At 67.2% G+C, this 26,530-nt stretch carries 19 protein-coding genes and 3 tRNA genes; 12 read left to right on the forward strand and 10 right to left on the reverse strand.

The window, feature by feature from the left end:
- Nucleotides 1–119 precede the first annotated feature (119 nt).
- Nucleotides 120–608, forward strand: a complete 489-nt coding sequence (bfr, locus tag ACZK13_RS06575) for a bacterioferritin (protein WP_004151115.1) — start codon at nucleotides 120–122, stop codon at nucleotides 606–608.
- A gap of 296 nt (nucleotides 609–904) precedes the next feature.
- Here bfr and parC read toward each other — a convergent pair whose 3' ends face one another.
- Together parC and ACZK13_RS06585 are read right to left on the reverse strand one after the other, a co-directional pair.
- Nucleotides 905–3,148 carry a DNA topoisomerase IV subunit A gene (gene parC, locus ACZK13_RS06580; protein WP_121503835.1) on the reverse strand — a complete coding sequence of 748 codons (2,244 nt, stop codon included), beginning with the start codon at nucleotides 3,146–3,148 and terminating at the stop codon, nucleotides 905–907.
- Between the two features lie 60 nt (nucleotides 3,149–3,208).
- A complete protein-coding gene (locus ACZK13_RS06585; protein WP_049399506.1) occupies nucleotides 3,209–4,090 on the reverse strand; it encodes a helix-turn-helix domain-containing protein in 882 nt (293 codons plus the stop codon).
- 172 nt (nucleotides 4,091–4,262) lie between these two features.
- Here ACZK13_RS06585 and emrR point away from each other — a divergent pair, with 172 nt between their 5' ends.
- From emrR to emrB, 4 genes are read left to right on the forward strand one after another with little or no spacing between them, the layout of a single operon-like run.
- A complete protein-coding gene (emrR, locus tag ACZK13_RS06590) occupies nucleotides 4,263–4,706 on the forward strand; it encodes a multidrug efflux system transcriptional regulator EmrR (RefSeq protein WP_032127923.1) in 444 nt (147 codons plus the stop codon).
- A complete protein-coding gene (emrC, locus tag ACZK13_RS06595; RefSeq protein WP_253143322.1) occupies nucleotides 4,703–6,196 on the forward strand; it encodes a multidrug efflux transporter outer membrane subunit EmrC in 1,494 nt (497 codons plus the stop codon). Before emrR ends, emrC begins: the two co-directional genes overlap by 4 nt.
- A gap of 11 nt (nucleotides 6,197–6,207) precedes the next feature.
- A complete protein-coding gene (emrA, locus tag ACZK13_RS06600) occupies nucleotides 6,208–7,386 on the forward strand; it encodes a multidrug efflux MFS transporter periplasmic adaptor subunit EmrA (RefSeq protein WP_049399501.1) in 1,179 nt (392 codons plus the stop codon).
- Nucleotides 7,387–7,393: 7 nt separating this feature from the next.
- Nucleotides 7,394–8,980, forward strand: a complete 1,587-nt coding sequence (gene emrB / locus ACZK13_RS06605; protein WP_032127920.1) for a multidrug efflux MFS transporter permease subunit EmrB — start codon at nucleotides 7,394–7,396, stop codon at nucleotides 8,978–8,980.
- 110 nt (nucleotides 8,981–9,090) lie between these two features.
- On the opposite strand, the gene ACZK13_RS06610 is transcribed toward emrB, so the two are convergent.
- The 3 genes from ACZK13_RS06610 to ACZK13_RS06620 all read right to left on the reverse strand — a co-directional run bounded on the left by ACZK13_RS06610 (nucleotide 9,091) and on the right by ACZK13_RS06620 (nucleotide 10,728).
- Nucleotides 9,091–9,369 (reverse strand): hypothetical protein, encoded by a 279-nt coding sequence (locus tag ACZK13_RS06610; protein WP_125893866.1) that lies wholly within the window; start codon nucleotides 9,367–9,369, stop codon nucleotides 9,091–9,093.
- Between the two features lie 324 nt (nucleotides 9,370–9,693).
- Nucleotides 9,694–9,778 (reverse strand) — tRNA-Leu (locus ACZK13_RS06615).
- Between the two features lie 50 nt (nucleotides 9,779–9,828).
- Nucleotides 9,829–10,728 carry a LysR family transcriptional regulator gene (locus ACZK13_RS06620; RefSeq protein ID WP_478482380.1) on the reverse strand — a complete coding sequence of 300 codons (900 nt, stop codon included), beginning with the start codon at nucleotides 10,726–10,728 and terminating at the stop codon, nucleotides 9,829–9,831.
- 99 nt (nucleotides 10,729–10,827) lie between these two features.
- On the opposite strand from ACZK13_RS06620, the gene ACZK13_RS06625 reads away from it, so the two are divergent.
- Nucleotides 10,828–11,574: a sulfite exporter TauE/SafE family protein gene (locus ACZK13_RS06625; protein ID WP_253143320.1), complete on the forward strand. Its 747-nt coding sequence runs from the start codon at nucleotides 10,828–10,830 to the stop codon at nucleotides 11,572–11,574.
- 78 nt (nucleotides 11,575–11,652) lie between these two features.
- On the opposite strand, the gene ACZK13_RS06630 is transcribed toward ACZK13_RS06625, so the two are convergent.
- Together ACZK13_RS06630 and ACZK13_RS06635 are read right to left on the reverse strand one after the other, a co-directional pair.
- Nucleotides 11,653–11,737: transfer RNA gene (locus ACZK13_RS06630), tRNA-Leu, on the reverse strand.
- Between the two features lie 163 nt (nucleotides 11,738–11,900).
- Nucleotides 11,901–11,985, reverse strand: a tRNA-Leu gene (locus ACZK13_RS06635).
- A gap of 128 nt (nucleotides 11,986–12,113) precedes the next feature.
- Between ACZK13_RS06635 and rnr the strand changes: the two genes are divergently transcribed.
- From rnr to rlmB, 3 genes are all read left to right on the forward strand, one after another.
- Nucleotides 12,114–14,579, forward strand: a complete 2,466-nt coding sequence (gene rnr, locus ACZK13_RS06640) for a ribonuclease R (RefSeq protein WP_032127913.1) — start codon at nucleotides 12,114–12,116, stop codon at nucleotides 14,577–14,579.
- Nucleotides 14,580–14,721: 142 nt separating this feature from the next.
- A complete protein-coding gene (locus tag ACZK13_RS06645; protein WP_253143319.1) occupies nucleotides 14,722–15,204 on the forward strand; it encodes a GFA family protein in 483 nt (160 codons plus the stop codon).
- A gap of 156 nt (nucleotides 15,205–15,360) precedes the next feature.
- Nucleotides 15,361–16,104, forward strand: a complete 744-nt coding sequence (gene rlmB, locus ACZK13_RS06650; RefSeq protein WP_005408775.1) for a 23S rRNA (guanosine(2251)-2'-O)-methyltransferase RlmB — start codon at nucleotides 15,361–15,363, stop codon at nucleotides 16,102–16,104.
- Between the two features lie 159 nt (nucleotides 16,105–16,263).
- Here rlmB and ACZK13_RS06655 read toward each other — a convergent pair whose 3' ends face one another.
- Genes ACZK13_RS06655 through ACZK13_RS06665 form a run of 3 tightly spaced genes read right to left on the reverse strand, consistent with a single transcriptional unit; the run spans nucleotide 16,264 to nucleotide 20,896 of the window.
- Nucleotides 16,264–17,703, reverse strand: coding sequence for an efflux transporter outer membrane subunit (locus tag ACZK13_RS06655; protein WP_478482381.1), 1,440 nt, complete (start codon nucleotides 17,701–17,703; stop codon nucleotides 16,264–16,266).
- The gene (locus ACZK13_RS06660) at nucleotides 17,700–19,658 is read right to left on the reverse strand and encodes a MacB family efflux pump subunit (RefSeq protein WP_032127910.1); all 1,959 of its coding nucleotides are present in this window, start codon (nucleotides 19,656–19,658) and stop codon (nucleotides 17,700–17,702) included. The genes ACZK13_RS06655 and ACZK13_RS06660 overlap by 4 nt, the downstream gene beginning before the upstream one ends.
- The gene (locus tag ACZK13_RS06665; protein WP_253143317.1) at nucleotides 19,655–20,896 is read right to left on the reverse strand and encodes an efflux RND transporter periplasmic adaptor subunit; all 1,242 of its coding nucleotides are present in this window, start codon (nucleotides 20,894–20,896) and stop codon (nucleotides 19,655–19,657) included. Before ACZK13_RS06665 ends, ACZK13_RS06660 begins: the two co-directional genes overlap by 4 nt.
- A gap of 204 nt (nucleotides 20,897–21,100) precedes the next feature.
- On the opposite strand from ACZK13_RS06665, the gene ACZK13_RS06670 reads away from it, so the two are divergent.
- The 3 genes from ACZK13_RS06670 to ACZK13_RS06680 all read left to right on the forward strand — a co-directional run bounded on the left by ACZK13_RS06670 (nucleotide 21,101) and on the right by ACZK13_RS06680 (nucleotide 26,449).
- Complete coding sequence (locus ACZK13_RS06670) at nucleotides 21,101–21,829, forward strand: response regulator (protein WP_005408779.1); 729 nt, start codon at nucleotides 21,101–21,103, stop codon at nucleotides 21,827–21,829.
- Between the two features lie 6 nt (nucleotides 21,830–21,835).
- Nucleotides 21,836–23,245 (forward strand): ATP-binding protein, encoded by a 1,410-nt coding sequence (locus ACZK13_RS06675; RefSeq protein ID WP_032127908.1) that lies wholly within the window; start codon nucleotides 21,836–21,838, stop codon nucleotides 23,243–23,245.
- A gap of 177 nt (nucleotides 23,246–23,422) precedes the next feature.
- The gene (locus ACZK13_RS06680) at nucleotides 23,423–26,449 is read left to right on the forward strand and encodes a two-component regulator propeller domain-containing protein (protein WP_253143316.1); all 3,027 of its coding nucleotides are present in this window, start codon (nucleotides 23,423–23,425) and stop codon (nucleotides 26,447–26,449) included.
- Nucleotides 26,450–26,530 lie beyond the last annotated feature (81 nt).

Here is a 26,530-nt window from a genome sequence, read left to right on the forward strand (position 1 = left end):
CGTCCTTTCCGAACTCGTGGGCCGATTGTAGCCGCAGGCGCAACTGCGACTGATTCCGATTAGATCACCGTATTTTGAAATGCGGCACCCTATGCCACATCGATTCACAGGAGCCCCCCATGAAAGGCAACCCGGACGTCATCGCCTGCCTGAAGGAACTGCTGCGCGGCGAGCTTGCTGCCCGCGACCAGTACTTCATCCATTCCCGCCGCTACGAGGACCAGGGCCTGTTCGCGCTGTACGAACGCTTGAACCACGAGATGGAAGAGGAAACCCAGCACGCCGACGCGCTGCTGCGCCGCATCCTGTTCCTCGGCGGCGACCCGGACATGCGCCCGCATGCCACCGAGCCGGGCAAGACCGTGGAAGAGATGCTGCAGAAGGATCTCGACACTGAATACGCGGTTCGGAACAATCTCGCCGCCGGCATGAAGCTGTGCGAAGAGAAGGGTGACTACGTGAGCCGCGACATGCTGCTGGCGCAGCTGAAGGACACCGAGGAAGACCACGCCTGGTGGCTGGAGCAGCAGCTGGGCCTGATCAAGCGCATCGGCCTGGAGCTGTACCAGCTGAGCAAGATCGACGGCAACGGCGCCCCGGCGCACTGAGCCGGCGCCGCTCTCTGTAGAGCCGAGCCATGCTCGGCTGCCTTCCGGTAGAGCCGACCGCTGGTCGGCTGCTCTTCAAAAGACAGCCGACCAGCGGTCGGCTCTACCAGAAGAAGCACAGCGTTCTGTCGCCCGCCAGCACCGGAGCATCGCCAGCCAGCTTTCGCCAGCCAGCCGCTCCACCGCCCGCCAGCCGACAACGAAAAAGCCGGGGAATGCCCCGGCTTTTTCGTGTCTGGTCTCCGGCAAGGCGTGTCAACCAAGGTTGACATCCACCAGGAGCAAGGCCCCAGCCTTTATTCCACCGACAGCCCTTCCACCTTCTGCCAGCCGCGCGGCAGCAGGTGGCCGCGGGTGGCGCGGGCGCCGAGGTAGGCGTCGAGCTCGTTGAACTTCAGCCCCATCGTGCGCTGCCCGCTGCGCACCTGCAGGGTCTGGCCCGGGCTGATCGCCACGATGGCGACCACACGTTCGGTGGCGAGCTTGGCCTTGGGGATCTCGATGATCTTGTTGCCCTTGCCCTTGTCCAGTTCCGGCAGGTCGTTGGCGGCGATCGCCAGCAGGTTGCCCGAACTGGTCACCGCCACGATGCGGTCGGTGGCGACGTTGGCCACCACCGACGGGGTCAGCACGGTCGAACCGGCTGACAGGTTCAGCATCGCCTTGCCGGCCTTGTTGCGGCCGATCAGGTTCTCGAAGCGGGTGACGAAGCCGTAGCCGTGGGTGGAGGCCAGCACGAAGCGGGTGTCCGGCTCGGCGCTGGCCAGGGTCACGAAGCTGGTGCCCGCGGCCGGCGAGAAGCGGCCGGTCAGCGGTTCACCGTTGCCACGCGCGGAGGGCAGGGTGTGCACCGGCGTCGAGTAGGCGCGGCCCTCGCTGTCGAGGAACGCGACCTGCTGCGTACTGCGCGCACGCACCGCGCCCTGCAGGGCGTCACCATCACGGTAGGACAGGGCGGACGCATCGACGTCGTGGCCCTTGGCGGCGCGGATCCAGCCCTTCTCCGACAGCACGACGGTCATCGGCTCGCTCGGCACCAGCTCGGTCTCGTCGATGGCCTGCGCGGCCTGGCGCTGCACCAGCGGCGAACGGCGCGCGTCGCCGAATTTCTTGGCATCGGCGGTCAGTTCGTCGCGGATCAGCTTCTTCAGCTTGGCCTTGCTGTCGAGGATGCCGAGGATCTTCTCGCGCTCCTTGGCCAGCTCGTCCTGCTCGCCACGGATCTTCATCTCCTCCAGGCGGGCCAGCTGCTTCAGCTTGGTTTCCAGGATGTACTCGGCCTGGTCGTCGGACAGGCCGAAGCGCGCGATCAGCGCGGCCTTCGGTTCGTCCTCGGTACGGATGATGTGGATCACCTCGTCCAGGTTGAGGAACGCGACCAGCAGGCCTTCCAACAGGTGCAGGCGGCGCTCGACCTTCTGCAGGCGGTGCTGCAGGCGGCGGGTGACGGTGTTGCTGCGGAAGGTCAGCCATTCGCTGAGCAGCATCTTCAGGTTCTTCACCTGCGGACGGCCGTCCAGCCCGATCACGTTGAGGTTGACGCGGTAGCTGCGTTCCATGTCCGTGGTCGCGAACAGGTGGCCCATCAGCTGCTCGGCGTCGACGCGGTTGGAACGCGGCACCAGCACCACGCGCACCGGGTTGGCGTGGTCGGACTCATCGCGGATGTCTTCCAGCCACGGCAGCTTCTTGGCGCGCATCTGCGCGGCGATCTGCTCGATCACCTTCGACGGCGACACCTGGAACGGCAGCGCGGTGACCACGATGTTGTGTGCTTCCTTGGTGAAGGTCGCACGTGCGCGCACGCTGCCGTTGCCGGTTTCGTAGATGTTCCGCAGATCGTTGGCCGCGGTGATGATCTCGGCGCTGGACGGATAGTCCGGGCCCTGCACGTGCTCGCACAGGTCGCGCACGCTGGCATCGGGGTTGTCCAGCAGGTGCAGCAGTGCGCTGACGATCTCGTTGAGATTGTGCGGCGGCACGTCGGTGGCCATGCCCACGGCGATGCCGGTGGTGCCGTTCAGCAGGAGGTGCGGCAGCCGTGCCGGCATCCAGGTCGGTTCCTGCAGGGTGCCGTCGAAGTTCGGTGCCCAGTCGGTGGTGCCCTGGCCCAGTTCGCCCAGCAGCACTTCGGCAATCGGGGTCAGCTTGGATTCGGTGTAACGCATCGCCGCGAACGACTTCGGGTCGTCGCTGGAGCCGAAGTTGCCCTGGCCCTCGATCAGCGGGTAGCGGTACGAGAACGGCTGCGCCATCAGCACCAGCGCCTCGTAGCACGCGCTGTCGCCATGCGGGTGGTACTTACCGATGACGTCACCGACGGTGCGCGCGGACTTCTTCGGCTTGGACGCGGCATTCAGGCCCAGCTCGCTCATCGAATAGATGATGCGGCGCTGCACCGGCTTCAGGCCGTCGCCGATGAACGGCAGGGCGCGGTCCAGGACCACGTACATCGAGTAGTCGAGGTAGGCGCGTTCGGCGTACTCGCGCAGCGGCAGTTGTTCGAATCCGTGGAACACGGGGCGGGCAAGTTCGGTCATGCGGCGTTGTTACCTGTTGTCGGGAGGCGGCGACGGCGGTCGCCGCTCGCAATCCTGTGATTATCCGGATGCGGCGGGGGATGCCAAGCCGCGCGCAGGGTCCAACCCGGTTTCCAGGCCGTGTCCGGCCCGTGCCAGGTAGCGCCCCGGTGGCAGCCCGAAGTGGCGGCGGAACACGGTGACGAAGGCGCTGGCGCTGCTGAAGCCCAGCGCGTGGGCGATATCGGCCACGCTGCGGCCGTCGGTCAGCTGGCGCAGGGCTTCGGACAGCCGGGCCTGCTGCCGCCACTGGGCGAAGCTGAGCGTGGTCTCGTCGCGGAAGTGGCGGGTCAGGCTGCGCGGCGACAGTCCGGCCCAGTGCGCCCATTCGGCCAGGCTGCGCTCGTCGGACGGGTCGGCCAGCAGCTGCGAGGCGATCTTCAGCAGGCGCCGGTCATGCGGCATCGGCAGGTGCATGCGCTGGCGCGGCGCGGTACGGATCTCGTCCAGCAGCACCTCGATGATGTGCTGGCGCTCGGGCGTGGTGTCGTAGCCCAGCGGCCATTCGCAGATGCGGTCGGCCAGCGCCTGCGCCAGCTTGGACAGGCCCAGTACGCAGGGATCGGCGGGCAGGGTGGCGCAGGCCGGTGCGGCCAGCGCCATGCCCCAGCCACGCAGCGGGCCGTCGAGGGTGACCGTATGCGGCTCCAGCGGCGGCATCCAGCCGGCCGAGCCCGGCGCCAGTGACCACGTTCCGTGCGAGGTGCGGGTGGTCAACAGGCCGCGTTCGACGCAGATCAGCTGCGCGCGCTGATGGTGGTGCCAGTCCACTTCACGGACCAGGCCCAGGGGGCTGTCGAAGCGGAAGGCGACAACCGGTGGCCCGTCATTGCGCTCGAACCAATCCAGGGCGTCGTCGCGCAGCAACCGCTTGGGAGGGGGGATTTCTGCCTTGTTCATCATATCCGCTGGCTGAAATGTGTCATCCATTGGCTGAATTGTACTACCGGGCCACCTGACCAGATCATTAAGGTAGGCGCCTTCGTTGGTCCAGCCCGCTGCTGCAACACAGCATTCGATGCCAGATCGAATATTTCCATTGAGAAATATTTTTTTTGGAAGAGAATGCTCCCCCATGATCTGTCCTGCAACCACTCCCCCCAGCTTCGGCCTGCTGCTGCGCCAGGTGCGCGATGGCCTGGTCCGTCAACTCGACGCGTCCATGGCTGAAGAAGACCTGGGTATCGGCTTCACCCATTACATCGGGTTGAAGGTGCTTTCCAACATGGCTCCGTGCACGGCCAACGAGCTGGCCCAGGCCATCGACCAGGTGCCCAGTGCGGTGACCCGCCTGCTGGACAAGCTGGAGTCGCTGGGCTGCGTCCGCCGCGAACCGCATGCCCAGGACCGGCGTGCGCTGCAGATCGTGCTGACCGATGAAGGCCGCGCACTGTGGGCGCGGCTGAAGCTGCGTGGCGACGCGGTGATGGATTACGCCCTGCGTGATCTTTCCGCCGACGAGCGCACGCAGCTGCTGTCCCTCCTCACCCGAATCCGCGATTCCCTGACGACCCCATGAACCCGATCCCGCAATCCACTCTCCGCCGGTCCGGGCGCGCGCTGCTGGTATCAGCGCTGGCCCTGGCCCTGGCCGCCTGCGCCAGCAGTCGTGGCCTCAACCCGCAGGGCCACGTGCTCGACGTGGACAGCCTGCACAGCGAACGCACCCTGGCCGACACCGACCTGAGCGCCACCGGCTTCCCGGCGCAGGACTGGTGGAAGGCACTGGGCGATGCGCAGCTGGACGCGCTGGTCGCCGAGGGCCTGGCTGGCCACCCGAGCCTGGACGCTGCCGATGCGCGCCTGCGCCAGGCGCAGTCGCAGGTCGGTACCGCGCGTGCCGATCGCCTGCCCAGCCTGTCGGTGTCCGGTGGTTACACCGGTCTGCGCCTGCCCGAGTCGATGGCCGGCAGCGAGATGGGTGGCCATTACGCTGGCAGCAGCCAGGTCGCGTTTGATTTCAGCTATGGCGTGGACCTGTGGGGCGGCAAGCGCGCTGCCTGGGAAGCGGCCGTGGACGGCGCCCATGCCGCCACTGTCGAAGCCCAGGCTGCACGCCTGAACCTGTCCACCGGCATCACCCAGGCCTATGCCGACCTGGCGTATGCATGGCAGCTCAATGACGTGGCCGAAGAAGAGCTGGGCCGCTCGCAGAAGTCGCTGGAATTGACCCGCCAGCGCCGCAGCGCCGGCATCGACAGTGATCTGCAGGTGCGCCAGGCCGAGGCCCGCGTGCCCGCCGCGCAGCAGCAGGTGCAGTCCGCGCAGCAGCGCATCGATGCGGCCCGCACCGCGCTGGCCGCGCTGGTCGGCAAGGGTCCGGACCGTGGCCTGTCGATCCAGCGCCCGCAGGCGTTGAATCCGATGGCGTTGCAGCTGCCGGGCGTGCTGCCCAGCGAACTGTTGGGTCGTCGCCCGGACATCGTTGCCGCGCGCTGGCGCGTGGAAGCGGCCGACAAGCAGATCAAGGTCGCCAGGACCAAGTTCTACCCGAGCTTCAACCTGACCGCACTGGCTGGCGTCGTCGCACCGAACGTGGGTGATCTGCTGAAAAGCAGTTCGACCTTCGCCTACATCGGACCGGCGCTGAGCCTGCCGATCTTCGAAGGCGGCAAGCTGCGCGCCAACCTGGCTAACACCGATGCGCAGTACGACCTGGCGGTGGCCAACTACAACCAGACCGTGCTCGATGCACTGCGCGACGTGGCCGACCAGGTCAACGCGGTGCGTTCGCTGGCACAGCAGGCGCATTCGCAGCAGCAGGCGGTGGATACCGCACGTTCGGCCTTCGACCTGGCCCAGCAGCGCTACCGCGCCGGCATCGGCAGCTACCTGGACGTGCTGACCGCGCAGTCCACCCTGCTGCAGTCGCAGCAGCAGCTGGCCGGCCTGCAGTCGCAGCAGGTGCAGACCTCGGTGCGCCTGAGCAAGGCGCTGGGCGGTGGTTTCCAGCCCTCTGACGCCGACCGCGCACCGATCGCCTCCCATTCCGATTCCTCGCATTCCTGAAGACTTCCGCCATGAGCCAGACCCAAGACACTGCGGCCCCGGCCGCCCCCAACCGCCGCGGCAACCTGCTGCGCGGCCTGTTCGTGATCGTCGTGCTGCTGCTTGCCGCACTGGCGCTGTGGTACTTCATGTTCGGCCGTTGGTTCGAAGAGACCGACGACGCCTACGTGCAGGGCAACCAGGTGCAGATCACCCCGCTGGTGGCCGGTACCGTGGTCGCCATCAACGCCGATGACGGCATGCGCGTGGAGCGCGGCCAGCTGCTGGTGCAGCTGGACCCGTCCGACACGTCGGTGGCGCTGCAGCAGGCCGAAGCCAACCTGGCCAAGACCGTGCGCCAGACCCGTGGCCTGTACCGCAGCGTGGAAGGCGCACAGGCAGATTTGAACGCCCGCCAGGTGACCCTGAAGCGCGTGCGCGACGATTTCGCCCGCCGCAAGGATCTGGCCGCCACCGGCGCCATTTCCAATGAAGAACTGGCCCATGCCCGTGACGAGCTGGCCGCTGCCGAAGCCGCCGTGGCCGGTTCGCGCGAGACCGTCGAGCGCAACCGCGCGCTGGTCGACGACACCGTGATCGCCACCCAGCCGGACGTGCAGGCGGCCGCCGCGCAGCTGCGCCAGGCCTTCCTCAACAATGCCCGCGCCGGCATCGTCGCGCCGGTCACCGGTTACGTCGCCCGTCGTTCGGTGCAGGTTGGCCAGCGCGTGCAGCCGGGCAATGCCCTGATGGCGGTGGTGCCGACCGAGCAGATGTGGGTCGAGGCCAACTTCAAGGAAACCCAGCTGCGCCACATGCGCCTGGGCCAGGAAGTTGAGCTGAAGTCGGACCTGTACGCCGGTGACGTGAAGTACAAGGGCCGCGTCCAGAGCCTGGGCCTGGGCACCGGCTCGGCGTTCTCGCTGCTGCCGGCGCAGAATGCCAGCGGCAACTGGATCAAGATCGTTCAGCGCGTGCCGGTACGCATCGCCATCGATGCCAAGCAGCTGGCCGAACACCCGCTGCGCATCGGCCTGTCGATGAAGGCCGAAGTGAGCCTGCGCGACCAGAAGGGCGAAGTGCTGCCGAGCACCCCGGCCAAGGGCACGGTGTTCGACACCGACGTGTATGCCAAGCAGCTGCATGATGCCGACGAGGTGATCCACACGATCATCCAGGGCAACCTGCCGCAGCAGGCGAAGGTGGGCTGAGGTCGCCATGTCCGCACAAGCTCCAGCCGCGCCCGGTGCTCCGGGCGCCCCGGCGGCGCCGGGTGCGGCCTCCGGGTTCCTGCCGCCCAGCGTCGCCCTGTGCACCGTCGGCCTGGCGATGGCGTCGTTCATGCAGGTGCTCGACACCACCATCGCCAACGTCTCGCTGCCGACCATCGCCGGCAACCTCGGCGCCAGTTCGCAGCAGGCGACCTGGGTCATCACCTCGTTCGCGGTCAGCACGGCCATCGCGCTGCCGCTGACCGGCTGGCTCAGCCGCCGCTTCGGCGAACGCAAGCTGTTCGTCTGGGCCACGCTGGCCTTCGTCATCACCTCGCTGCTGTGCGGCCTGGCGCAGAGCATGGGCATGCTGGTGCTGTCGCGTGCGCTGCAGGGTTTCGTGGCCGGCCCGATGTACCCGATCACGCAGTCGCTGCTGGTCTCGATCTATCCACGGGAGAAACGCGGGCAGGCACTGGCGCTGCTGGCGATGATCACGGTGGTGGCGCCGATCTGCGGGCCCATCCTCGGCGGTTGGATCACCGACAACTACAGCTGGGAATGGATCTTCCTGATCAATGTGCCGCTGGGCATCTTCGCTGCGCTCGTTGTGGGCAACCAGCTGAAGGGGCGCCCGGAGCACATCGAGAAGCCGAAGATGGACTACGTCGGCCTGGTCACCTTGGTGATCGGTGTCGGTGCGCTGCAGCTGGTGCTCGACCTGGGCAACGACGAGGACTGGTTCTCGTCGATGAAGATCGTGGTGCTGGCGTGTGTGGCCGTGGTCACGCTGACGGTGTTCCTGATCTGGGAACTGACCGACAAGGATCCGATCGTCGACCTGAAGCTGTTCCGGCATCGGAACTTCCGCGCCGGTACGCTGGCGATGGTGGTGGCCTACGCGGCGTTCTTCAGCGTGGCGTTGCTGATTCCACAGTGGTTGCAGCGTGACATGGGCTACACCGCGATCTGGGCGGGCCTGGCGACAGCGCCGATCGGCATCCTGCCGGTGATCATGACCCCGTTCGTGGGCAAGTATGCATCGCGCTTCGACATGCGCATGCTGGCTACGATTGCGTTCATTGTGTTGTCGATGACCAGCTTCCTGCGTTCGAACTTCAACCTGCAGGTGGACTACAACCATGTGGCGGGCGTGCAGCTGATCATGGGCATCGGCGTCGCGCTGTTCTTCATGCCGGTGCTGCAGATCCTGCTGTCGGACCTGGATGGGCGCGAGATCGCGGCGGGCTCAGGCCTGGCCACCTTCCTGCGTACGCTGGGCGGCAGCTTCGCGGCGTCGCTGACGACGTGGCTGTGGGCGCGGCGCACCCAGGTGCACCACGCCGACCTGACCGAGCACATCTCGGTCTATCAGCCGGGAATGCAGGACCAGGTGACAGCGATGGGGCAGGGCGACCTGCAACATGGCGCAGCGGTACTGAACAACATGATCAACCACCAGGCATCGCAGATGGGCTTCAACGACATCTTCTTCCTGCTGGGCTGGATCTTCCTGGCGATCATCGCGTTCCTGTGGCTGGCCAAACCGCCGTTTGGCGCAGGCGCAGGTGCGGCCGCCGGTGGCGGACACTGAAACTCCCTGGAAACACGTGCTGTATTTTGACCCCGCCGCAAGGCGGGGTTTTTGTTTGTGCACCGCGGGTCGCACAGGCCCTGCCCTTGGGGTCCTGCCGTGGCGCAGGTTCAGCGCGTGCGATAGACGCGCTTGAACTCCACCCGATCGCAGAACAATCGGGAGATGGCCCACATTCCCGCCACAAGTACGGCGCCGCATGTGAGCCAGCCAGCCGTGGCCTGTAATCGGCTGCCGACCAGTGCGCCGCAGATGATGGCGGCAACAAAGACCAGCATTACGGCCTCCTTCGATGCGCCGTAGTGGACCTCGGCCTGGCATCCCACGCATACGCGTACGCCGTGGTTCGAGCCGGTATGGCAGTGAGGGCAGATGATGCTGCGCTGCATGGGTGCGTCCTTTGGGGAAGGGGGAGGGCGCTGGTCAGGTCGTGGCGATACACCTGCAACCGGCTTCTGTAAATCTGCCTTCCACCGAAAAGGAATCGGGTAAATCTCGACTAGGAAAAGTACGAATTGAACGGCTGACGTGAAATGCGCCCCAAAAGGAGGCCGTTCAAGGTCTGGTAACGACGCGCCGGGAGGAGGTATGCAGCAGCAGGCGACTGCCGGGTGGTGCTAGATACGACAGTTCCAGCGGTAGATGCGATGCCAGGCTCGCCAAACCCCGGAAACGAAAAAACCCGCTTTCGCGGGTTTGATCATCTTGAGTCATGGTGCCCAGGAGAGGACTCGAACCTCCACGGTTTTACCCGCTAGTACCTGAAACTAGTGCGTCTACCAATTCCGCCACCTGGGCGACTCAGGAGATGAATTATGGGGAGCGACAGAAGATGTGTCAACAACATTTCACACCTTTTTCTGCGGCTGTACGCCCAGGTGAAGCAGCAGGCTGCGCATCGCCGATGACAACTGCGCCCACTCGGCAAAACAGGCGCACAGGCGGCGCTGTGCCCATGCATCGGCGAGCGGTACGGCGACGGTATGCGTGCTGCGCCGATGCTGGCGGGCGATGGTCCGCGGCACGATGCCGACACCAATGCCGTGGCCGACCATGATGCATATCCCTTCGAAGGTCTTCATGCGGATGCGTACGTCCAGGCGCCGCCCGATGTCGCGCGCCTGGTCCTCGATGTAGGTCTGCAGTGCATTGCCATCGGCCAGTGCGACGAAGGTCTCGCCGGCAACATCGGTGAAGGCCAGGCTGCGCCGCGATGCGAAGCGGTGGTCTTCGGGCAGCAGCATCACCAGCGGATCTTCGGCGACCACATGCTGCTGCAGGCCGGCAGCGTCGACGGCATCGCTGATGATGCCGGCCTCGGCCTGGCCAGCACTGATCGCACGCACGACTTCAGGGCTGGTGCGCTCCAGCAGTTCCACGTGCAGGCGCGGGCGTTCGGCCAGCCATGGTGCGAGCCGCGAAGGCAGGTAGTTGGTCAGCGCTGCGGTGTTGGCATACAGATGCAGGGTGCCGCGCGCACCGTGCGCGAACGCCTGCAGTTCACCGCGCAGCTGTGCCTGCTGCTGCAGGATCAAGCGTGCATGGTGGGCGAGCGCGGCACCGGCTTCGGTCAGGCTGACGCCGCGTGGGTGCCGGTTCAACAGCGGGGTACCGGCATCGGCTTCGATCGTGCGCAGGCGCTCACTGGCTGAGCCCAGTGCCAGGTTTGCCTGCGCGGCACCGGCCGTGATGCTGCCCGCCTCGGCAATGGCCAGGAACAGGCGCAGGTCGGCGATATCCATCCGCATGTGATGCCCTCATCGCAACGCCTGCGCCTTCGGATCAGCCGAAGGCGAGGCCGGGAAGACCGCATTGTGCGCCGAGCGGCCGGCCGATCCAATGAAGGCATGAATGAATCGATGTACTTCTACGTGCTGCTGGTGGTGGTGTTCGTGCTGGCCGGTGTGGTCAAGGGCGTGACCGGCATGGGCTTGCCGACAGTGGCGATGGGTCTGCTCGGTGGCGCGCTGTCGCCGGTGGCGGCGGCATCGATGCTGTTCATCCCCACCTTCGTCACCAATGCGTGGCAGCTGTTGTCCGGCCCCTCACTGGGCCACATCGTGCGGCGCCTGTGGCCGATGATGCTGGCCGTGGTGGTGGTGACGCTGGGTTCGGCAGCGCTGCTGGTGCGGGTCGATCGCACCTGGTCGCGTGTTGCGCTGGGCGTTGCGCTGGTGGTTTATGCGGCCTATGCCCTGCTTGCGCCGGTGTTCCGCGTGCCGCAGCGGCGCGAGCGATGGCTGGGGCCGCTGGTGGGGGCGTTGTCGGGTGTGGTGACCGGCGCCACCGGCGTGTTCGTGATGCCGGCGGTGCCGTACCTGCAGTCGCTGGGGTTGCAGCGCGAGGAGCTGGTGCAGGCGCTGGGACTGGCGTTCACTGTGTCGACGATTTCGCTGACCACTGGCCTGGTGCTGCACGGCGCATTCGGCATCCAGCAGCTGGGGCTGAGTACGCTGGCGGTGCTGCCGGCGTTGCTGGGCATGTGGCTGGGCCAGGCGATCCGCCAGCGCATCAGTGCGCGGGTGTTCCGTGCCTGCTTCCTGGGCTTCCTGCTGTTGCTGGGGCTGGAACTGGTGATGCGGCCGCTGTTGTGATGCCGGCCGCCGGTCGCGGCGATGCCGAATCACGGGCATGAAAAAACCCGCTTTCGCGGGTTTTTCTCATTCTCGACGTGGTGCCCAGGAGAGGACTCGAACCTCCACGGTTTTACCCGCTAGTACCTGAAACTAGTGCGTCTACCAATTCCGCCACCTGGGCGTCGAGGAGCGAGATTATGGGGTGTTGTTACGGGGGTGTCAACACCCTTGTGAAGATCATTGCCGATACCGGGTCGGAGTTCCTTCCTGGAGGAGAAGGAGTCGAGCCTCAGGGCCGGATTACAGGCAAAAAAAATCCCCGCCGAAGCGAGGAGTTTTTTCGTTGGTGCCCAGGAGAGGACTCGAACCTCCACGGTTTTACCCGCTAGTACCTGAAACTAGTGCGTCTACCAATTCCGCCACCTGGGCGTTCCAGAGGCGCAATTGTGAAGATGAATCCGCAGGCTGTCAACGACTTCCTGAATATTTTTCATGCAAGGCCTTCAAGACAGCCGCTGACCCGTTCTGCACGCCGTCAGCGGCTACCATGTAGGGCGATGACTACCAAAAAACCAAGCAAGGGCGGGAGCACCTCCCGCAGCCAGGCCCCGAAGAAGGGCGCCAAGGCGGGCACGGCCCGCACCACCAAGCCGGGCAAGCCGTTGCCGGGCTGGTTCCCCGAATTGAATGAAGGCGGCGCACCACCGCGTGGTCGCAAGGTCCGCAGCGCCGATGCCGCCGCTCCGGGCCCGGCCCCGGGCCGCAAGCTGCCGCCGACCGGCAAGGTGATCGACGATCCCTATGCCGCCCGCGAAGCCGAGAAGTACGAACAGCCCATCGCCAGCCGCGAGGCCATCCTGGCCCTGCTGGAGCGCTGCGAAGGGCCGCAGACCGCCGAAGAACTGGGCGCGCGCCTGGGCCTGACCGCGCCGGACCGGGCCGAGGCGCTGTCGCGCCGGCTCGGTGCCATGGTCCGCGACGGCCAGTTGGTGCAGAACCGTCGCGGCGGTTTCGCCCCGATCCAGACCCTGAATCTGGTCACTGGCGTGGTGATCGCCAACCCGGAAGGGTTCGGTTTCCTGCGCCCGGTCGAGGGCGGTGACGACCTGTTCCTGCCGCCGTATGAGATGCGCAAGGTCATGCACGGCGACAAGGTGCTGGCCCGTGTGACCGGCATCGACCATCGTGGCCGTCGCGAAGGCAGCATCGCCCGCGTGCTCGAGCGCGGCATGACCCGCCTGATCGGCCGCTTCAGCATCGAGATGGGCATCAACTACGTGGTGCCCGACGACAAGCGCGTGCAGCGCAACGTGCAGGTGCCGCCGGACCAGACCGGTGGTGCGCGCGATGGCCAGCTGGTGGTCTGTGAACTGACCCAGGCGCCGGACAGCCGCCGCCCGCCGATCGGCCGCATCATCGCCGTGCTCGGCGACAAGCTGACCGCCTCGCTGGTGGTGGAAACCGCCATCCACGGTCATGAGCTGCCGTTCGAGTTCCCGCAGGAAGTGTTGGACGAAGCCGCCTCGGTACCGCTGGTGGTCGAACCGGCGATGATCGGCGACCGCGTCGACCTGCGCAGCACGCCGCTGGTCACCATCGATGGCGAGGATGCCAAGGACTTCGACGACGCGGTGTACTGCGAACCGAATGCCGAGGGTTTCCGCCTGGTGGTGGCGATTGCCGATGTCTCGAACTACGTGCGCCCCGGCACGCCGCTGGATGAGGAGGCGCAGAAGCGCGCCACCTCGGTGTACTTCCCGGGCTTCGTGGTGCCGATGCTGCCGGAGACGCTGTCCAACGGTATCTGCTCGCTGATGCCGAAGGTCGACCGCATGTGCTTTGTCTGCGACATGCAGATCGACCGCGACGGCCTGGTCACGCATTCGCGCTTCTACGAAGCGGTGATGAACTCGCACGCGCGCCTGACCTACACCCAGGTGTGGAAGGCGGTGGGCGAGGACGATGCCGATACCAAGGCCTGGATGGGCGACCTGCTGCCGCAGGTGCAGCGCCTGCACCAGCTGTACAAGGTGCTGTCCAAGGCACGTGCCAAGCGCGGCGCCATCGAGTTCGAAAGCAGCGAAGTGCGCTTCGTGCTGGACAACCGCGGTGAAGTCACCCAGGCCGGCATGCTGGTGCGCAACGACGCACACAAGCTGATCGAGGAATGCATGATCGCGGCCAACGTCGAGGCGGCCAGGTACCTGCTGTCGCGCCATGTGCCGGCCCCGTACCGCATCCACGAGAAGCCGCCGGAAACCAAGTACGCCGACCTGCTGGAATTCCTCAAGGAGTTCAAGCTGAGCCTGCCGCCGTGGTCCAAGGTGCGTCCGGGCGATTACACCAAGCTGCTGAAGAAGATCCGGGATCGCCCCGATGCCACGCTGCTGGAATCGGTGCTGCTGCGCAGCCAGAGTCTGGCGATCTACAGCCCGGAGAATCACGGTCACTTCGGCCTGGCGCTGGAGGCGTACGCGCACTTCACCTCGCCGATCCGTCGCTACCCTGACCTGCTGGTGCACCGCGCGATCAAGCACGCGTTGTCCGGCAAGCCGCTGGACAAGTTCACCTACAACGCACGCGAAATGGCTGCGCTGGCGCTGCAGTGCTCCGAGCGTGAGCGCCGTGCCGATGAGGCCGAGCGCGAGGTCGACGAGCGCTACCGCGCCGCGTGGATGGAAAAGCACGTAGGCGGGCAGTTCGACGGTGTGATCAGTGGCGTGACCAGCTTCGGCCTGTTCGTGGAGCTGGACGAGTCGAAGGTGCAGGGCCTGGTCCATGTGACCCAGCTGCCGCAGGACTATTACAAGTTCGACGCGACCCGCAAGACGCTGACCGGCGAGCGCCGTGGCAGCAGCTACCGGCTGGGCGACCGCGTGCGCATCCTGGTGCTGAAGGCCAGCATGGAAGAGCGCAAGATCGACTTCCGCCTGGTCGAGCACAAGGGCGAAGACGAGGGCGATGGCCTGCCGCCGCTGCCCGAGCGTGGCAAGCCGGCCAAGCGCACCAAGAAGCAGTATTGAAAGGTGTGCCGACCAATGGTCGGCACCCACCTCACCCGGTCGGCACCCACCTCACCCGGTCGGCACCCACCTCACCCGGTCGGCACCCACCTCACCCGGTAGGTGCCAACCTTGGTTGGCACGACGTTACGGAGGACCGCAGATGCAGGGTCAACCCGAATACAGCGGCGGCTGCCAGTGCGGCGCGATCCGCTTCCAGGCGCGAGGCACGCTGACCGACAGCTCGATCTGCCATTGCCGGATGTGCCAGAAGGCCTTCGGTGCCTATTTCGCGCCGCTGGTGTCGGTGCGCGGCGTGCAGTTCAGCTGGACCCGCGGCCAGCCACGCTATTTCCAGTCGTCCAACGTGGTGCGGCGTGGCTTCTGCGCCGACTGCGGAACGCCCCTGACCTACGAAGCCCCGGATGGCGTGGCCGTGGCCGCCGGTGCCTTTGACCAACCCGAACGCCTGCCACCGACCATTCAGTACGGAGTCGAACGCAAGCTGCCCTTCGTCGACAGCCTGGCCAGCCTGCCGGCGCGGCGTACCGAGGAGGACATCGCGGCGCTGGAGTTCCTGGCCACCATCGTGTCCCACCAGCACCCCGACCACGACACCCCGCACTGGCCGCCGCGCAGCCGATAAGCCACCTGTAGCGCCGAGCCTACGCTCGGCTGCTCTGGGTTCAGGCTTCATCGGCCGCCGCCCGCCGAGCATGGGCTCGGCGCTACAGAAGGCCGGCCGCAGCGCCCGGCCCGCCGATGCTCTACCATAGCCACCCCCTTTCCGGTCCCCGCCCGCATGAGCAAGAACAGCCAGTGGATTGTCGGCGTCAACGCCGTCGCCTCCTCCATCGAGAACGACGCCGAGAACGTCCGCGAAGTGCTGGTCGAGGCCGGTGCGAAGAACCCGCGCCTGACCGAGATCGAGGAAAACGCCCGCCGCAAGGGCATCGACGTGCGCAAGGTGAACAGCCAGGCGCTGGACGGTGTCGGCGGTTCGGTACGCCACCAGGGCGTGGCCGCGCGCTATGCCGCCGCCCGCACCTACAGCGAGAACGAGCTGGAAGGCCTGGTCACTGCAGCCGAGGGCAAGGCCCTGCTGCTGGTGCTGGACGAGGTGCAGGACCCGCACAACCTGGGCGCCTGCCTGCGCTCGGCGGCTGCCGCCGGCGCCACTGCAGTGATCATCCCCAAGGACAAGTCGGCCACGGTCAATGCCACCGTGCGCAAGACTTCGGCCGGTGCCGCCGATCTGATCCCGGTGGTGGCGGTGACCAACCTGTCGCGCTGCCTGAAGGACCTGCAGAAGCAGGGCGTGTGGATCTACGGCCTCGCCGGCGAAGCCACCGCCTCGCTGTACCAGCTGGACCTGAAGGGCAACATCGCGCTGGTGCTGGGCGGTGAAGCCGATGGCCTGCGCCGCCTGACCCGCGAGAACTGCGATGGCCTGGTCAAGATCCCGATGCCGGGCGAGATCGAGAGCCTGAACGTCTCCGTCGCTGCCGGCGTCAGCCTGTTCGAGGCCGTGCGCCAGCGCGGTTGATCGGCTTTCCGGTAGCGCCGGGCCATGCCCGGCGGATTGCTTCGCCGGGCATGGCCCGGCGCTACCGGCGATCCGATTCACGCATGGCGTGGATCGGCCGTGTCGACCAAGGTCGACACCTACCGGTAGTCGCCAACCTTGGTTGGCGCTCTTGCCGCCTCACCCCGCGCTGCCGCCCAGTGCCTTGAACAAGGTGACGTCGTTGTTCAGCTGGCCCTGGCGCACGCGCGCCAGCGACAGCTCGGCATCGCGCCGGGTCTGCTGCGCTTCCAGCCAGGTGCGCAGGTCGGTGGCACCCACGCGGTAGCGCACTTCCTGCGCCCGTTCCACTTCCACCGCTTCGTCGTACGAAGCCTGCGAGGCCGCCACCTGGCGCGCCAGCTGCTCGCGTGCCGACAGCGCGTTGTCCACTTCCGAGAGCGCGGTATACAGCGTCTTGCGGAAATTGGTCGCGGCGATCTGGTAGGCGGTGCCGGCGATATCGGTATCCAGCTGCGCGCGCTGCAGGTTGAGGAACGGAAGCGACAGGCCGGCGCCCAACGTGGCCACCGGGTTGCGCAGCACGTCACCCAGCGACGTTGCACTGGAGCCGAGGCTGCCGGTCAGGCTCAGCGCCGGGTAGTACTGGGTAGCGGTCACCTTGATGGTCTTCAGGCTGTTGCGCAGGCGCAGTTCGGCCGCGCGCAGGTCGGGACGGCGACCGAGCAGGTCGGTCGGCAGGCCCTCCGCGATGCTGGGGCTGCGTGCGCCGAGCAGGTCCTGCGGTTCGTCCTGCTGCGGCCAGGGCGTGCCGTCCAGCAGCACGGTCAGTGCATTGCGGGCCTCCACCCGCTGCTGTTCCAGCGCACTCTGCGAGGAACGCTGCGACTGCAGGTTCTGCAGTGCCTGGCGTACTTCCAGGCGCGATACTGCACCGGCGTCGAAGCGGGCCTGGACCAGTTCGCGGGTACGTTCCAGCCGCTCCAGGTTGGCCTGGCCGGTGGCAATCGACTGGTTGAGGTAAGCCAGCGTCCAGTACTGGGTGATGGTGTCGCTGATCACCAGCAGCGCGGTGTTCTGCCGGTCTTCCTCGCTGGCCTCGGCTTCCCAGCGGGCGATGTCGCGCTGGGTGCGCAGGCGGCCCCACAGGTCCACTTCCCAGCCCAGCGAGACGCCGGTGGAGTAGCTGCGGCGCCAGTCGTCGGCCTGGTCGGTGGCGCGGCTGGCGCTACCACTCACACCTGAAGACGAAGGCTGCGGCCACAACGCGTTGCTGGCCAGGCCGGCCTGCAGGCGCGAACGCTGCACGGCCAGGCCAGCGGCGGCAAGATCGCTGTTGGCGGCCAGCGCCTGCGCCACCAGACGGTCGAGACGTTCATCGCCGAAACCGGTCCACCAGGTGTCCTGGCGGATGTCGCGGCCCGGAGTATCCAGGCTGCTGCGCGGATCGTCGGCGGGCGCATTGAGGGTGGCGTCGCCACGACCGTAAGTCGCCGCCACGTCGGGGGCCTGCACCGGATAGCGGCCCATCGATGCGCAGCCGGACAGGGCGAGCAGTACAGCGCCCGCCAGCAGCAGGCGGGAGGGGGCAGGGAAGGGCAGTCGGGTCATCATCTTCATTCGCGGGCCAGGGCCTCCACCGGGTCGAGCTGCGCGGCGTTGCGCGCGGGCAGGAAGCCGAATGCCACGCCGATCAGGGTCGAGCAGGCAAAGGCGGCGACGATCGAGGCGGTGGAGAACAGCACCTGGAAGTCGCTGGCGAAGCGGCCGATCATCGAGCCCAGCAGCAGGGCCAGGCCGATGCCGAGCACGCCGCCGAGCAGGCACACCAGCACTGCTTCGATCAGGAACTGCTGGCGGATATCACTCTGCCGTGCACCGACGGCCATGCGCACGCCGATCTCGCGGGTACGCTCGGTCACCGACACCAGCATGATGTTCATCACGCCGATACCACCGACCAGCAGTGCGATGGCGGCGATGGCGCCGATCAGCAGGGTCATCGTGCGCGTGGTCTGCTCGATGGTCTGGCGGATCTCGGCGCTGTTGCTGAGGAAGAAGTCCTCGGTGCCATGGCGCATCGTCAACAGTCGGGTGATCGCTTCCTGTGCGGCGTCCATCGGCGTGGCGTCGTCCACGCGCACGGTAATGCTGGACACGTGGCTCTGGCCGAGCATGCGAGACATCACCGTGGTGTACGGCAGCCACACGCTCAGGCTGGTGCTGCCGCCGAACCCGAAGCTCTGGCGCTTGGCCACGCCGACCACGCGCGCCGGCACGTTGCCCAGCAGGATCACCTGGCCGATCGGATCGACATCGGGGAAGAACTGGGTCTGGGTGTTCTCGTCGATCACCGCCACCTGGCCGAGGCCCTTCACCGCATCGGCATCGAAGAAGCTGCCGCTGAGCAGGGTCACGCCCTTGACCCGGAAGAACTGCTCGCCGACGCCGCTGACCTGGGCGGTGGAGGACTGGTTGCGGTAACGCGCGGTGACCGAGGTCGACACGCTGGGCGTGGAGCTGTCGACGTAGCTCTGCCGGGCCAGCGCATCGGCATCACTGGCTTTGAGCGTCTGCACACGGGCCGAGCGCATGTCGCCGAAACCACGGCCGGGGTAGACATCGATGGTGTTGGTGCCGAGCGCGCTGATGTTCTGCAGGATCTGCTGCTGCGAGCCGTTGCCCAGCGCCACCACCGAGACCACCGAGGCGATACCGATGATGATGCCGAGCATGGTCAGGAAGGTGCGCAGCCGATGTGCATTCATCGCCAGCAACGCCATGCGGAATGCTTCGGTGAAGCGGTCGCGCGCGGCCCGCCAGCTGTTGCCGCGGGCGACGCCGGTGCTGGCCTCGCGCTGCGCGCGGTAGGTCGGTGCATTGGGGTTGGCGCGGTCGGCGATGATCTCGCCGTCGCGGATCTCGATGATGCGCTGCGCGTGTTCGGCCACGCTCATGTCGTGGGTGACGATGATGATGGTGTGGCCTTCGGCGTGCAGCTCGCCGAGGATCGCCATCACTTCCTCGCCGGATTTCGTGTCGAGCGCGCCGGTCGGTTCGTCGGCCAGGATCACCTCGCCGCCGTTCATCAGGGCACGTGCGATCGACACGCGCTGCTGCTGGCCGCCGGACAGCTGGCCCGGCTTGTGGTGCATGCGGTCGCTCAGGCCCAGCCGCTGCAGCAGCTGTTCGGCACGCGCGTTGCGCACCGGGCCGGGGCTGCCGGCGTACACCGCCGGCACTTCCACGTTGCCGCGCGCATCGAGGTCGCCCAACAGGTGGTAGCGCTGGAAGATGAAGCCGAAATGCTCGCGGCGCAGTTCGGCCAGCTCGTCCGGCTCCATCTTCCCGGTTTCGCGGCCGGCCACCTGGTAGCTGCCACGGGTGGGACGATCGAGGCAGCCGAGGATGTTCATCAGCGTCGACTTGCCTGAGCCGGACTGGCCGACGATGGCCACCATCTCACCGGCGTGGATGTCGAGGTTGACGTCACGCAGCACGGCGATCACATCGTCGCCGGCCGGGAATTCGCGTCGCAGGTCACGCAGGCGCAGCAGCGGCGCCGTCGTGCTCATCGGCGCCCCATGCCCGGGCCGCCGACCCGCATCTGCATGCCGCCGCGGTTGCCGCCGCCGGCGCTGGCACCGGCCGCACCGGCTTCGCCGACCACTACGCGCTCGCCTTCCTTCAGTCCCGACAGGATCTCGGCCGAGGCGCCGTTGTTGATGCCCACGGTAACCTTGCGCGGCTGCGGCTGGCCCTTGTCGTCCAGCACCCGCACCATGCGCTCGTCGCCACGGCGCTTCGGCCCCAGTGCCACCGCCGGCACCATCAGCACGCCCTTGGCCTGCTTCAGCAGTACCGAGACCTGCGCGGTCATGTCGATGCGCAGGGTGCCATCCGGATTCTCCACGTCGAACAACGCGTTGTAGTAGACCGCGCTGCTGGAACTGGAACTGGACGAACTGCTGGAACTGGACGAACTCTCGTTGGCGATCGAGGCCGGCGCCGGATTGATCTGGCGCAGCGTGGCGTGGTACTTGCGATCCGGGTCGCCCAGCGTGGTGAAGTACACCGGCATGCCGGCCTTGATCTTGACCACGTCGGCTTCGGAGATCTCGGCATTGACCGTGACCACGTCCAGCCGTGCCAGCATGACGATGGTCGGTGCGGTCTGGTTGGCGTTCACGGTGCGACCTTCCTCGGCCACCACCGCCACCACGGTGCCGTCCATCGGCGCGGTAATGCGGGTGTAGGCCAGGTTGGCGCGGGCGGTGCCCAGCTCGGTTTCGCGGCCCTTGATCTGCGCCTCGTAGGACTGCAGCTGGGCACGGGCGGTCTTCAGCTGCGCTTCGGCGGCATCGTATTCCTGGCGTGAGGTGGCCTCGGCGGCCAGCATCTGCTGCTGGCGCGCGAATTCCAGTTCGGCCTGGCGCAGGGTGGCCTGCTGCACGGCGCGCTGGGCGGTGACCTGGTCCAGCGAGGCCTGCGCATTGAGCACCTGGTTCTGCTGGGTGGTGGCGTCGATCTCGGCGATCAGGTCGCCTTCCTTCACGGTGTCGCCCAGCTGCACCTTCAGCGACTTGATCTGGCCCGAAGCCTGGGCACCGACGCTGACCAGCTTGTAGGCGTCGATCACGCCGGTGGCGTCCACCGTCTGCTCGATGTCACCACGGCTGGCGGGCGTGGTCGCCACCGCCGGGGCGGCGGGCTTGCGCAGCAGCCACCAGGCGGCTGCGGCAACGGCAAGGGCGAGCAAGGCGATCAGTATCAGGCGACCCCGGCGGGTCGCGGGCAGCAGGCGGAACGTCACGTCGTGGCTTCACTCTCGGGGCCGCGGTGGCGGCGTTGGTGGGCATTGTGAAGACCGGGCGATGGGCGGCTCAATCCTCGGGGTATGTCTCTATGTAACACTGTCGGTGAATACGCGTAACCACAGGTATCCCGCCCATGGCTGGATACACTGGTACGCATTGCCCCGGATGCGGTTCAGCTGCCGACACGGGATGATCGCGACATGGAGACTGAAAACACGATGCATCGACTGCTGATCGTCGACGACGACAACGACATCCGCACCCTGCTGGCCGAACAGCTCGGCCGGGCGGGCTACCAGGTGAGCACGGCCGCCGATGGCACCGCCATGCGCCAGCTGCTGGACCGTGAGCATGTGGATCTGATCGTGCTCGACCTCAACCTGCCCCGCGAGGATGGCCTGACCCTGTGCCGCGACCTGCGCGCGCGCTCGAACACGCCGGTGATCATGCTGACCGCGCGTGCCGAGCCGATCGACCGCGTGCTGGGCCTGGAAATGGGCGCCGACGACTACCTGGCCAAGCCGTTCGAACCGCGCGAGCTGCTGGCACGCATCCGCAACGTGCTGCGCCGGACCGAGGCGCTGCCGGCGAACCTGGAGCCGCTGGCGGTGCGCCGTGCGCGCTTCTCGCGCTGGGTGTTCGATCTGGAGCATCGCCACCTGGTCGATCCGGACGATCGCGTGGTGGTGCTGTCCGGCGCCGAGTTCCGCCTGCTGCGGGTGTTCATCGCCCACGCCAACAAGGTGCTGTCGCGCGAGCAGCTGGTCGCGCTCAGCAGCGGCCGCAACTACGAGGCACAGGACCGCGCCATTGATCTGCAGGTCAGCCGGCTGCGCAACAAGCTGGGCGACGACGGTGGCCCGGACGGACTGATCAAGACCGTGCGCAACGAAGGCTATGTACTGGCCTCCTCGGTGAACCTGGAATAAGCCGCGATGAAGCGCCTGCGCCATTTCCTGTCCTCGATGGTCGGGCGGTTGTTCGTGATCCTGCTGCTGGGCATGAGCGTGGCCGCGATCGGCGCGACCATGCTGGCCACCTCCAAGCGCCAGCAGGAGTTCGAGCGGCAGAACCTGAACCGCATCGCCGACCGCCTCCAGGGCTACGTCAACCTGCTCGACGGCAACCCCGAACTGCGCGAGCGCCTGCTCGAAATCGGTGGGCCGAGCGTGCGTGCGCTGCAACCCGGCGCACGCCTGGGACGGGCCGATACCGCGTTGATGGAAGTGCTCGATGACCGGCCCGGCCCGGTCGCACGCGCGCATGTGCACTTCGCTTCGTTCCGCTCCTGCATTCCCAAGCTGCAGGACCTGCTGCCCCCGCCGCCACCGGGGCATCGCAAGCATCCGCGCGAACGTGATCCGGCGTTCATCCCGCCCAAGTGCCGTGCGGTCGACGTGACCCTCAACGACGGCACGCTGCTGAAGCTGGCGCTGGATTCGCCGGCGGTGGCACACAACGGCATCCTCGCCGTGGACCCGTGGTTCCTGACCCTGCTGGTGCTGGCGATCGCGGTGCTGGCCTATATCGTCGCGCGCATGGCCAGCGCGCCGCTGCAGGAACTGGCCGCAGCCGCCGAAGACCTGGGCGACGACCTGCAGCGCGATCCACTGCCGCTGCGCGGCCCGCGCGAAGTGCAGCGCGCCGCCGAAGCCTTCAACGCCATGCAGCATCGCCTGCAGCGGCACCTGGCCGAGCGCACGCAGATGCTGGCGGCGATCACCCATGACCTGCAGACCCCGCTGACCCGGCTGCGCCTGCGCCTGGAGAATGTCAGCGACGAGGTGCTGCGCGAGCGCCTGATCGGCGATCTGGCCGCGATGCAGGCGTTGGTGCGCGAAGGCCTGGAGCTGGCGCGCAGCGCTGAGAGCGCCGAGCAGCGCGCCGCACTGGACCTGGATTCGCTGCTGGAGAGCATCGTTGAAGACACGGCCGAGGGCGGCGGAGATGTCGTCTTCGAAGGTGGCAGCGGAGCGGTGTTGATGTTGCGTCCGCTGGCCATGCATCGCCTGTTTTCCAACCTGGTGGACAACGCGGTGATGTATGCCTACCGGGTGCGGGTACGGGTCGAGCGTAGTGGTGGCGCGATCACCGTGGTGGTGGCCGATGACGGCCCGGGCCTGGCCGAGGATCAGCTGGAAGCCGTGTTCGACCCGTTCGTGCGGGTGGAAACCTCGCGTTCGCGCGAAACCGGCGGCGCCGGTCTGGGCCTGACCATCGCCCGCGCCCTGGCAGAGAAAGACGGGGCGCGGCTGTGGCTGCGCAACCGCGTTGAAGGCGGGCTGGAGGCGGTAGTGCAGTGGCCGGCCAGTGCACAGGTGACGCCGCCGGGCCGCGCGGGCTGAGCCTTCGCGGCTGGCGATGGTGACGCCCTGGGCCGGGTTTGGCCTATCATCTGCGCATCTTCCCAGTTCCCCCCCGATGAGCCAGCCCGTTCCCGCCGGCATGCCGTCCCGCGCTGCCCGGCAGTTCCCGCATGCTGCCAGGCCCGGCAGCCCTGCCTGGCCGCCGCCGCTGCACTGATGGCCGGACAGGGGGACATCGGGCGCTGGGTGGAGCGCTGCGGATCAGATATCGGTCGATGGCTGCGACAGGGCCTGCTGTGGCTGCTGCTGGCCCTTGCACTGCCGGTGGCAGCGCAGGAGGGGGCTCCGCCACTGCGCGACTACGCCATTGATGTATGGACGTCGCGCAACGGCCTGCCGCACAACTCGCTGCGCGACATCGCGCAGACCCCCGAAGGCCACCTCTGGTTCGCCACCTGGGAAGGCCTGGTGCGTTACAACGGGCTGGATTTCACCGTGTTCGACCGCAGTACCCGCCCGGGCCTGCGCGACAACGGCATCGGCGCGCTGTTCGTCGACCGCCAGGGTGGGCTGTGGATCAGTGATTCGCGGGGCAATGTCAGCCATCGCGGCAACGATGGCCAGTGGCGTGTCTGGGAGCACCAGGCCGATACCCCGCAGGTCCTGATCCAGTCCATGCAGATGGACAGCCAGGGCCGCCTGTGGCTGCTGTATGAAGGCAAGGGCATCGGCTATCTGACGCCGGACACCGGTATCGTCTACCAGGCTCCGGCCGCCGACCTGCCGATGGCGATGAGCTTCACCAAGCTGGTGGTCGATGCGCAGGACCGGGTCTGGGTCGGCACGTTGGATGGACTGGTGCTGCGCGACAACGATGGCGTGCTCAAGCGCGCGCCAGCGACTTGGGGGCTGGGCGCCGGCAGTGGCCTGTCGTGGCCGTACCGCGCTCCGGATGGCGCGCTGTGGATCGTCGCCGGCGAGCGCCTGTACCGGGTGGAGGATGATCAGCTGGTGCTGATGCACCGCCTGCCGGGGCAGCTGCACCTGACCTCGATGCTGCAGGATCGCCATGGCGACCTGTGGCTGGGCACCGAGAACCAGGGCCTGCTGCGGATCTCAGCGCATGGCCTGGAGCGCCTGCCGGCGGGCCTGAACCTGCCGGGTGGGCGCGTGGTCAGCCTGCGCGAGGATGCCGAGGGCAGCATCTGGGTGGGTGCCAACGGTGGCCTGTACCGCCTGCGCGAAACACTGTTCAGCAGCTACACCGAGCGCGATGGCCTCAGTGGCGACTATGTGCGCACCGTGTTCGAGGACCGCGATCGCCAGCTGTGGGTCGGCAGTGCCAGCGGCCTCGACCTGCAGACTGCTGATGGCCGCTTCCGCGCGATGCCGCTGCACAACCGCGGCGGCAAGGCACCTTCGGTGCTCAGCCTGGCGCAGGGCCCGGACGGTGACCTGTGGGTCGGAACGTTCGGTGATGGCGTCTACCGTCTTGGCCCCGATGGCCGGCTGCGGCACAACTATGCCGCCGCCGATGGCATGCCGGGCGGCAACATCCGCGCGATCAGCGTGGACCCGCAGGGTGTGGTCTGGGCCGGCACCCAGAAGGGCGTGGTCCGCATCGACGGCGACCGCGTGCAGGTATCAAGCGTTGCGGGTATGCCCAGCGGCCTGATCACCGCGCTTGAGCACGATCACCAGGGCGACCTGTGGATCGGCACCATCGAGGGCATCCGCGTACTGCGCGGCGATCACGTGCAGTCGATCGACCTCGCGCCGATGGGCGGTGGCCGCAGCGTGTTCGGCTTCCATCAGCTGGGTGACGCGATGTGGATCAGCAGCGACCGTGGCCTGTACCGCTGGCGCAACGGCACGCTGGCACGGGTGGGGCTGGAGCAGGGCATGCCGGTGGATGCGGTGTTCCAACTGGTGCCGGATCGCCTTGGCAACGTGTGGATCAGCAGCAACCGCGGCGTGCTGCGCACCGACATGGCCACCCTCAACGCCGTGGCCGATGGCCGCGCACCCCGGGTGGTGGTGGAGCGCTACAACGAGATTGACGGCATGGCCAACGCGCAGGCCAACGGCAGCTCCAGCCCCTCGGCGATCCTGCGCCAGGACGGCACGTTCTGGGTGGTCACCGCCGGAGGCCTGAGCACCGTCGATCCGCAACGCCTGCAGCGTTTCCGCGAGCGTCTTTCACCGCCGGCAGCGATTGAAAGCGTGCAGGTGGATGGCGCACCGGTGCATTGGGAAGGCCCGGACCGCAACTACATTCCCGGCGGTCGCCGCTTGGCGGTGAGTTATGTCGGCCTGAGCTACCTGATGTCTGACCGGATCCGCTACCGCACGCGGTTGGACGGCCTGGATACGGGGTGGGTCGAACGCGGCCCGCAGCGCAGCGTGGAGTTCGTCGGCCTGCCGCCGGGCGACTACACCCTGCACGTGGCCGCTGCCCATCCGAGTGGCAGCTGGGGCCAGCAGGAAGCGGTATGGAGCTTCACCGTGGAGCCGTTCTGGTGGCAGCGACGCAGCGTGCAGGTGCTGGGTGGCCTGTTGCTGCTGGCCGGGCTGGTGGCGCTGTACCGGCTGCTGCTGCAGCAGCTGAAGGCCAGCAACCTGCGCCTGGCACGGCGCGTGGACGAGGCGACCTTCGACCTGCAGGCCAAGACCGTGCACCTGCAGGCGCTGAACCAGGAAAAGACCGAACTGGCCGAGCGCCTCGCACGCCAGGCCGAGGCATTCGAACGGCAGGCCCGCGAGGATGCACTGACTGGCCTGGCCAACCGCCGTGCCTTCGATGAAACGCTGGCGCGTGACTTCGCGCGTTCGCAGCGCAGCGGTCATCCGCTGTGCCTGGTGGTGCTGGATATCGACCACTTCAAGGACGTCAACGACCGCCACAGCCACAGCATCGGTGATGCGGTGCTGGTGCAGGTGGCGCGGTTGATCGCCGCCGCCAGCCGCGATTCGGACCTGCCGGCGCGGACTGGCGGCGAAGAGTTTGCGCTGCTGCTCAACGACACCCGCCTGGAGGAAGCCGCACAGCTGTGCGCGCGCCTGCGCGGCCTGTTCCATGACCACCCCGACTGGGCCGGCGTGGACGGACTGCGCGTGACCTTCAGCGCAGGGCTGGTGGAGCTGGATGCCGACGACCGCACCCCGGCACTGCTGTACCAGCGCGCAGATCGCGCGTTGTACCGCGCCAAGAGCGACGGCCGCGATCGTACGAGTATTGGTTGATCGCATCCACGCATGGCGTGGATCTACCGTCCGGTGAGTGGTGGGTGCGGACCGTTGGTCCGCACTGCGTGGATGCGGTTG

Source organism: Stenotrophomonas sp. 99219_Sma, assembly GCF_056480785.1.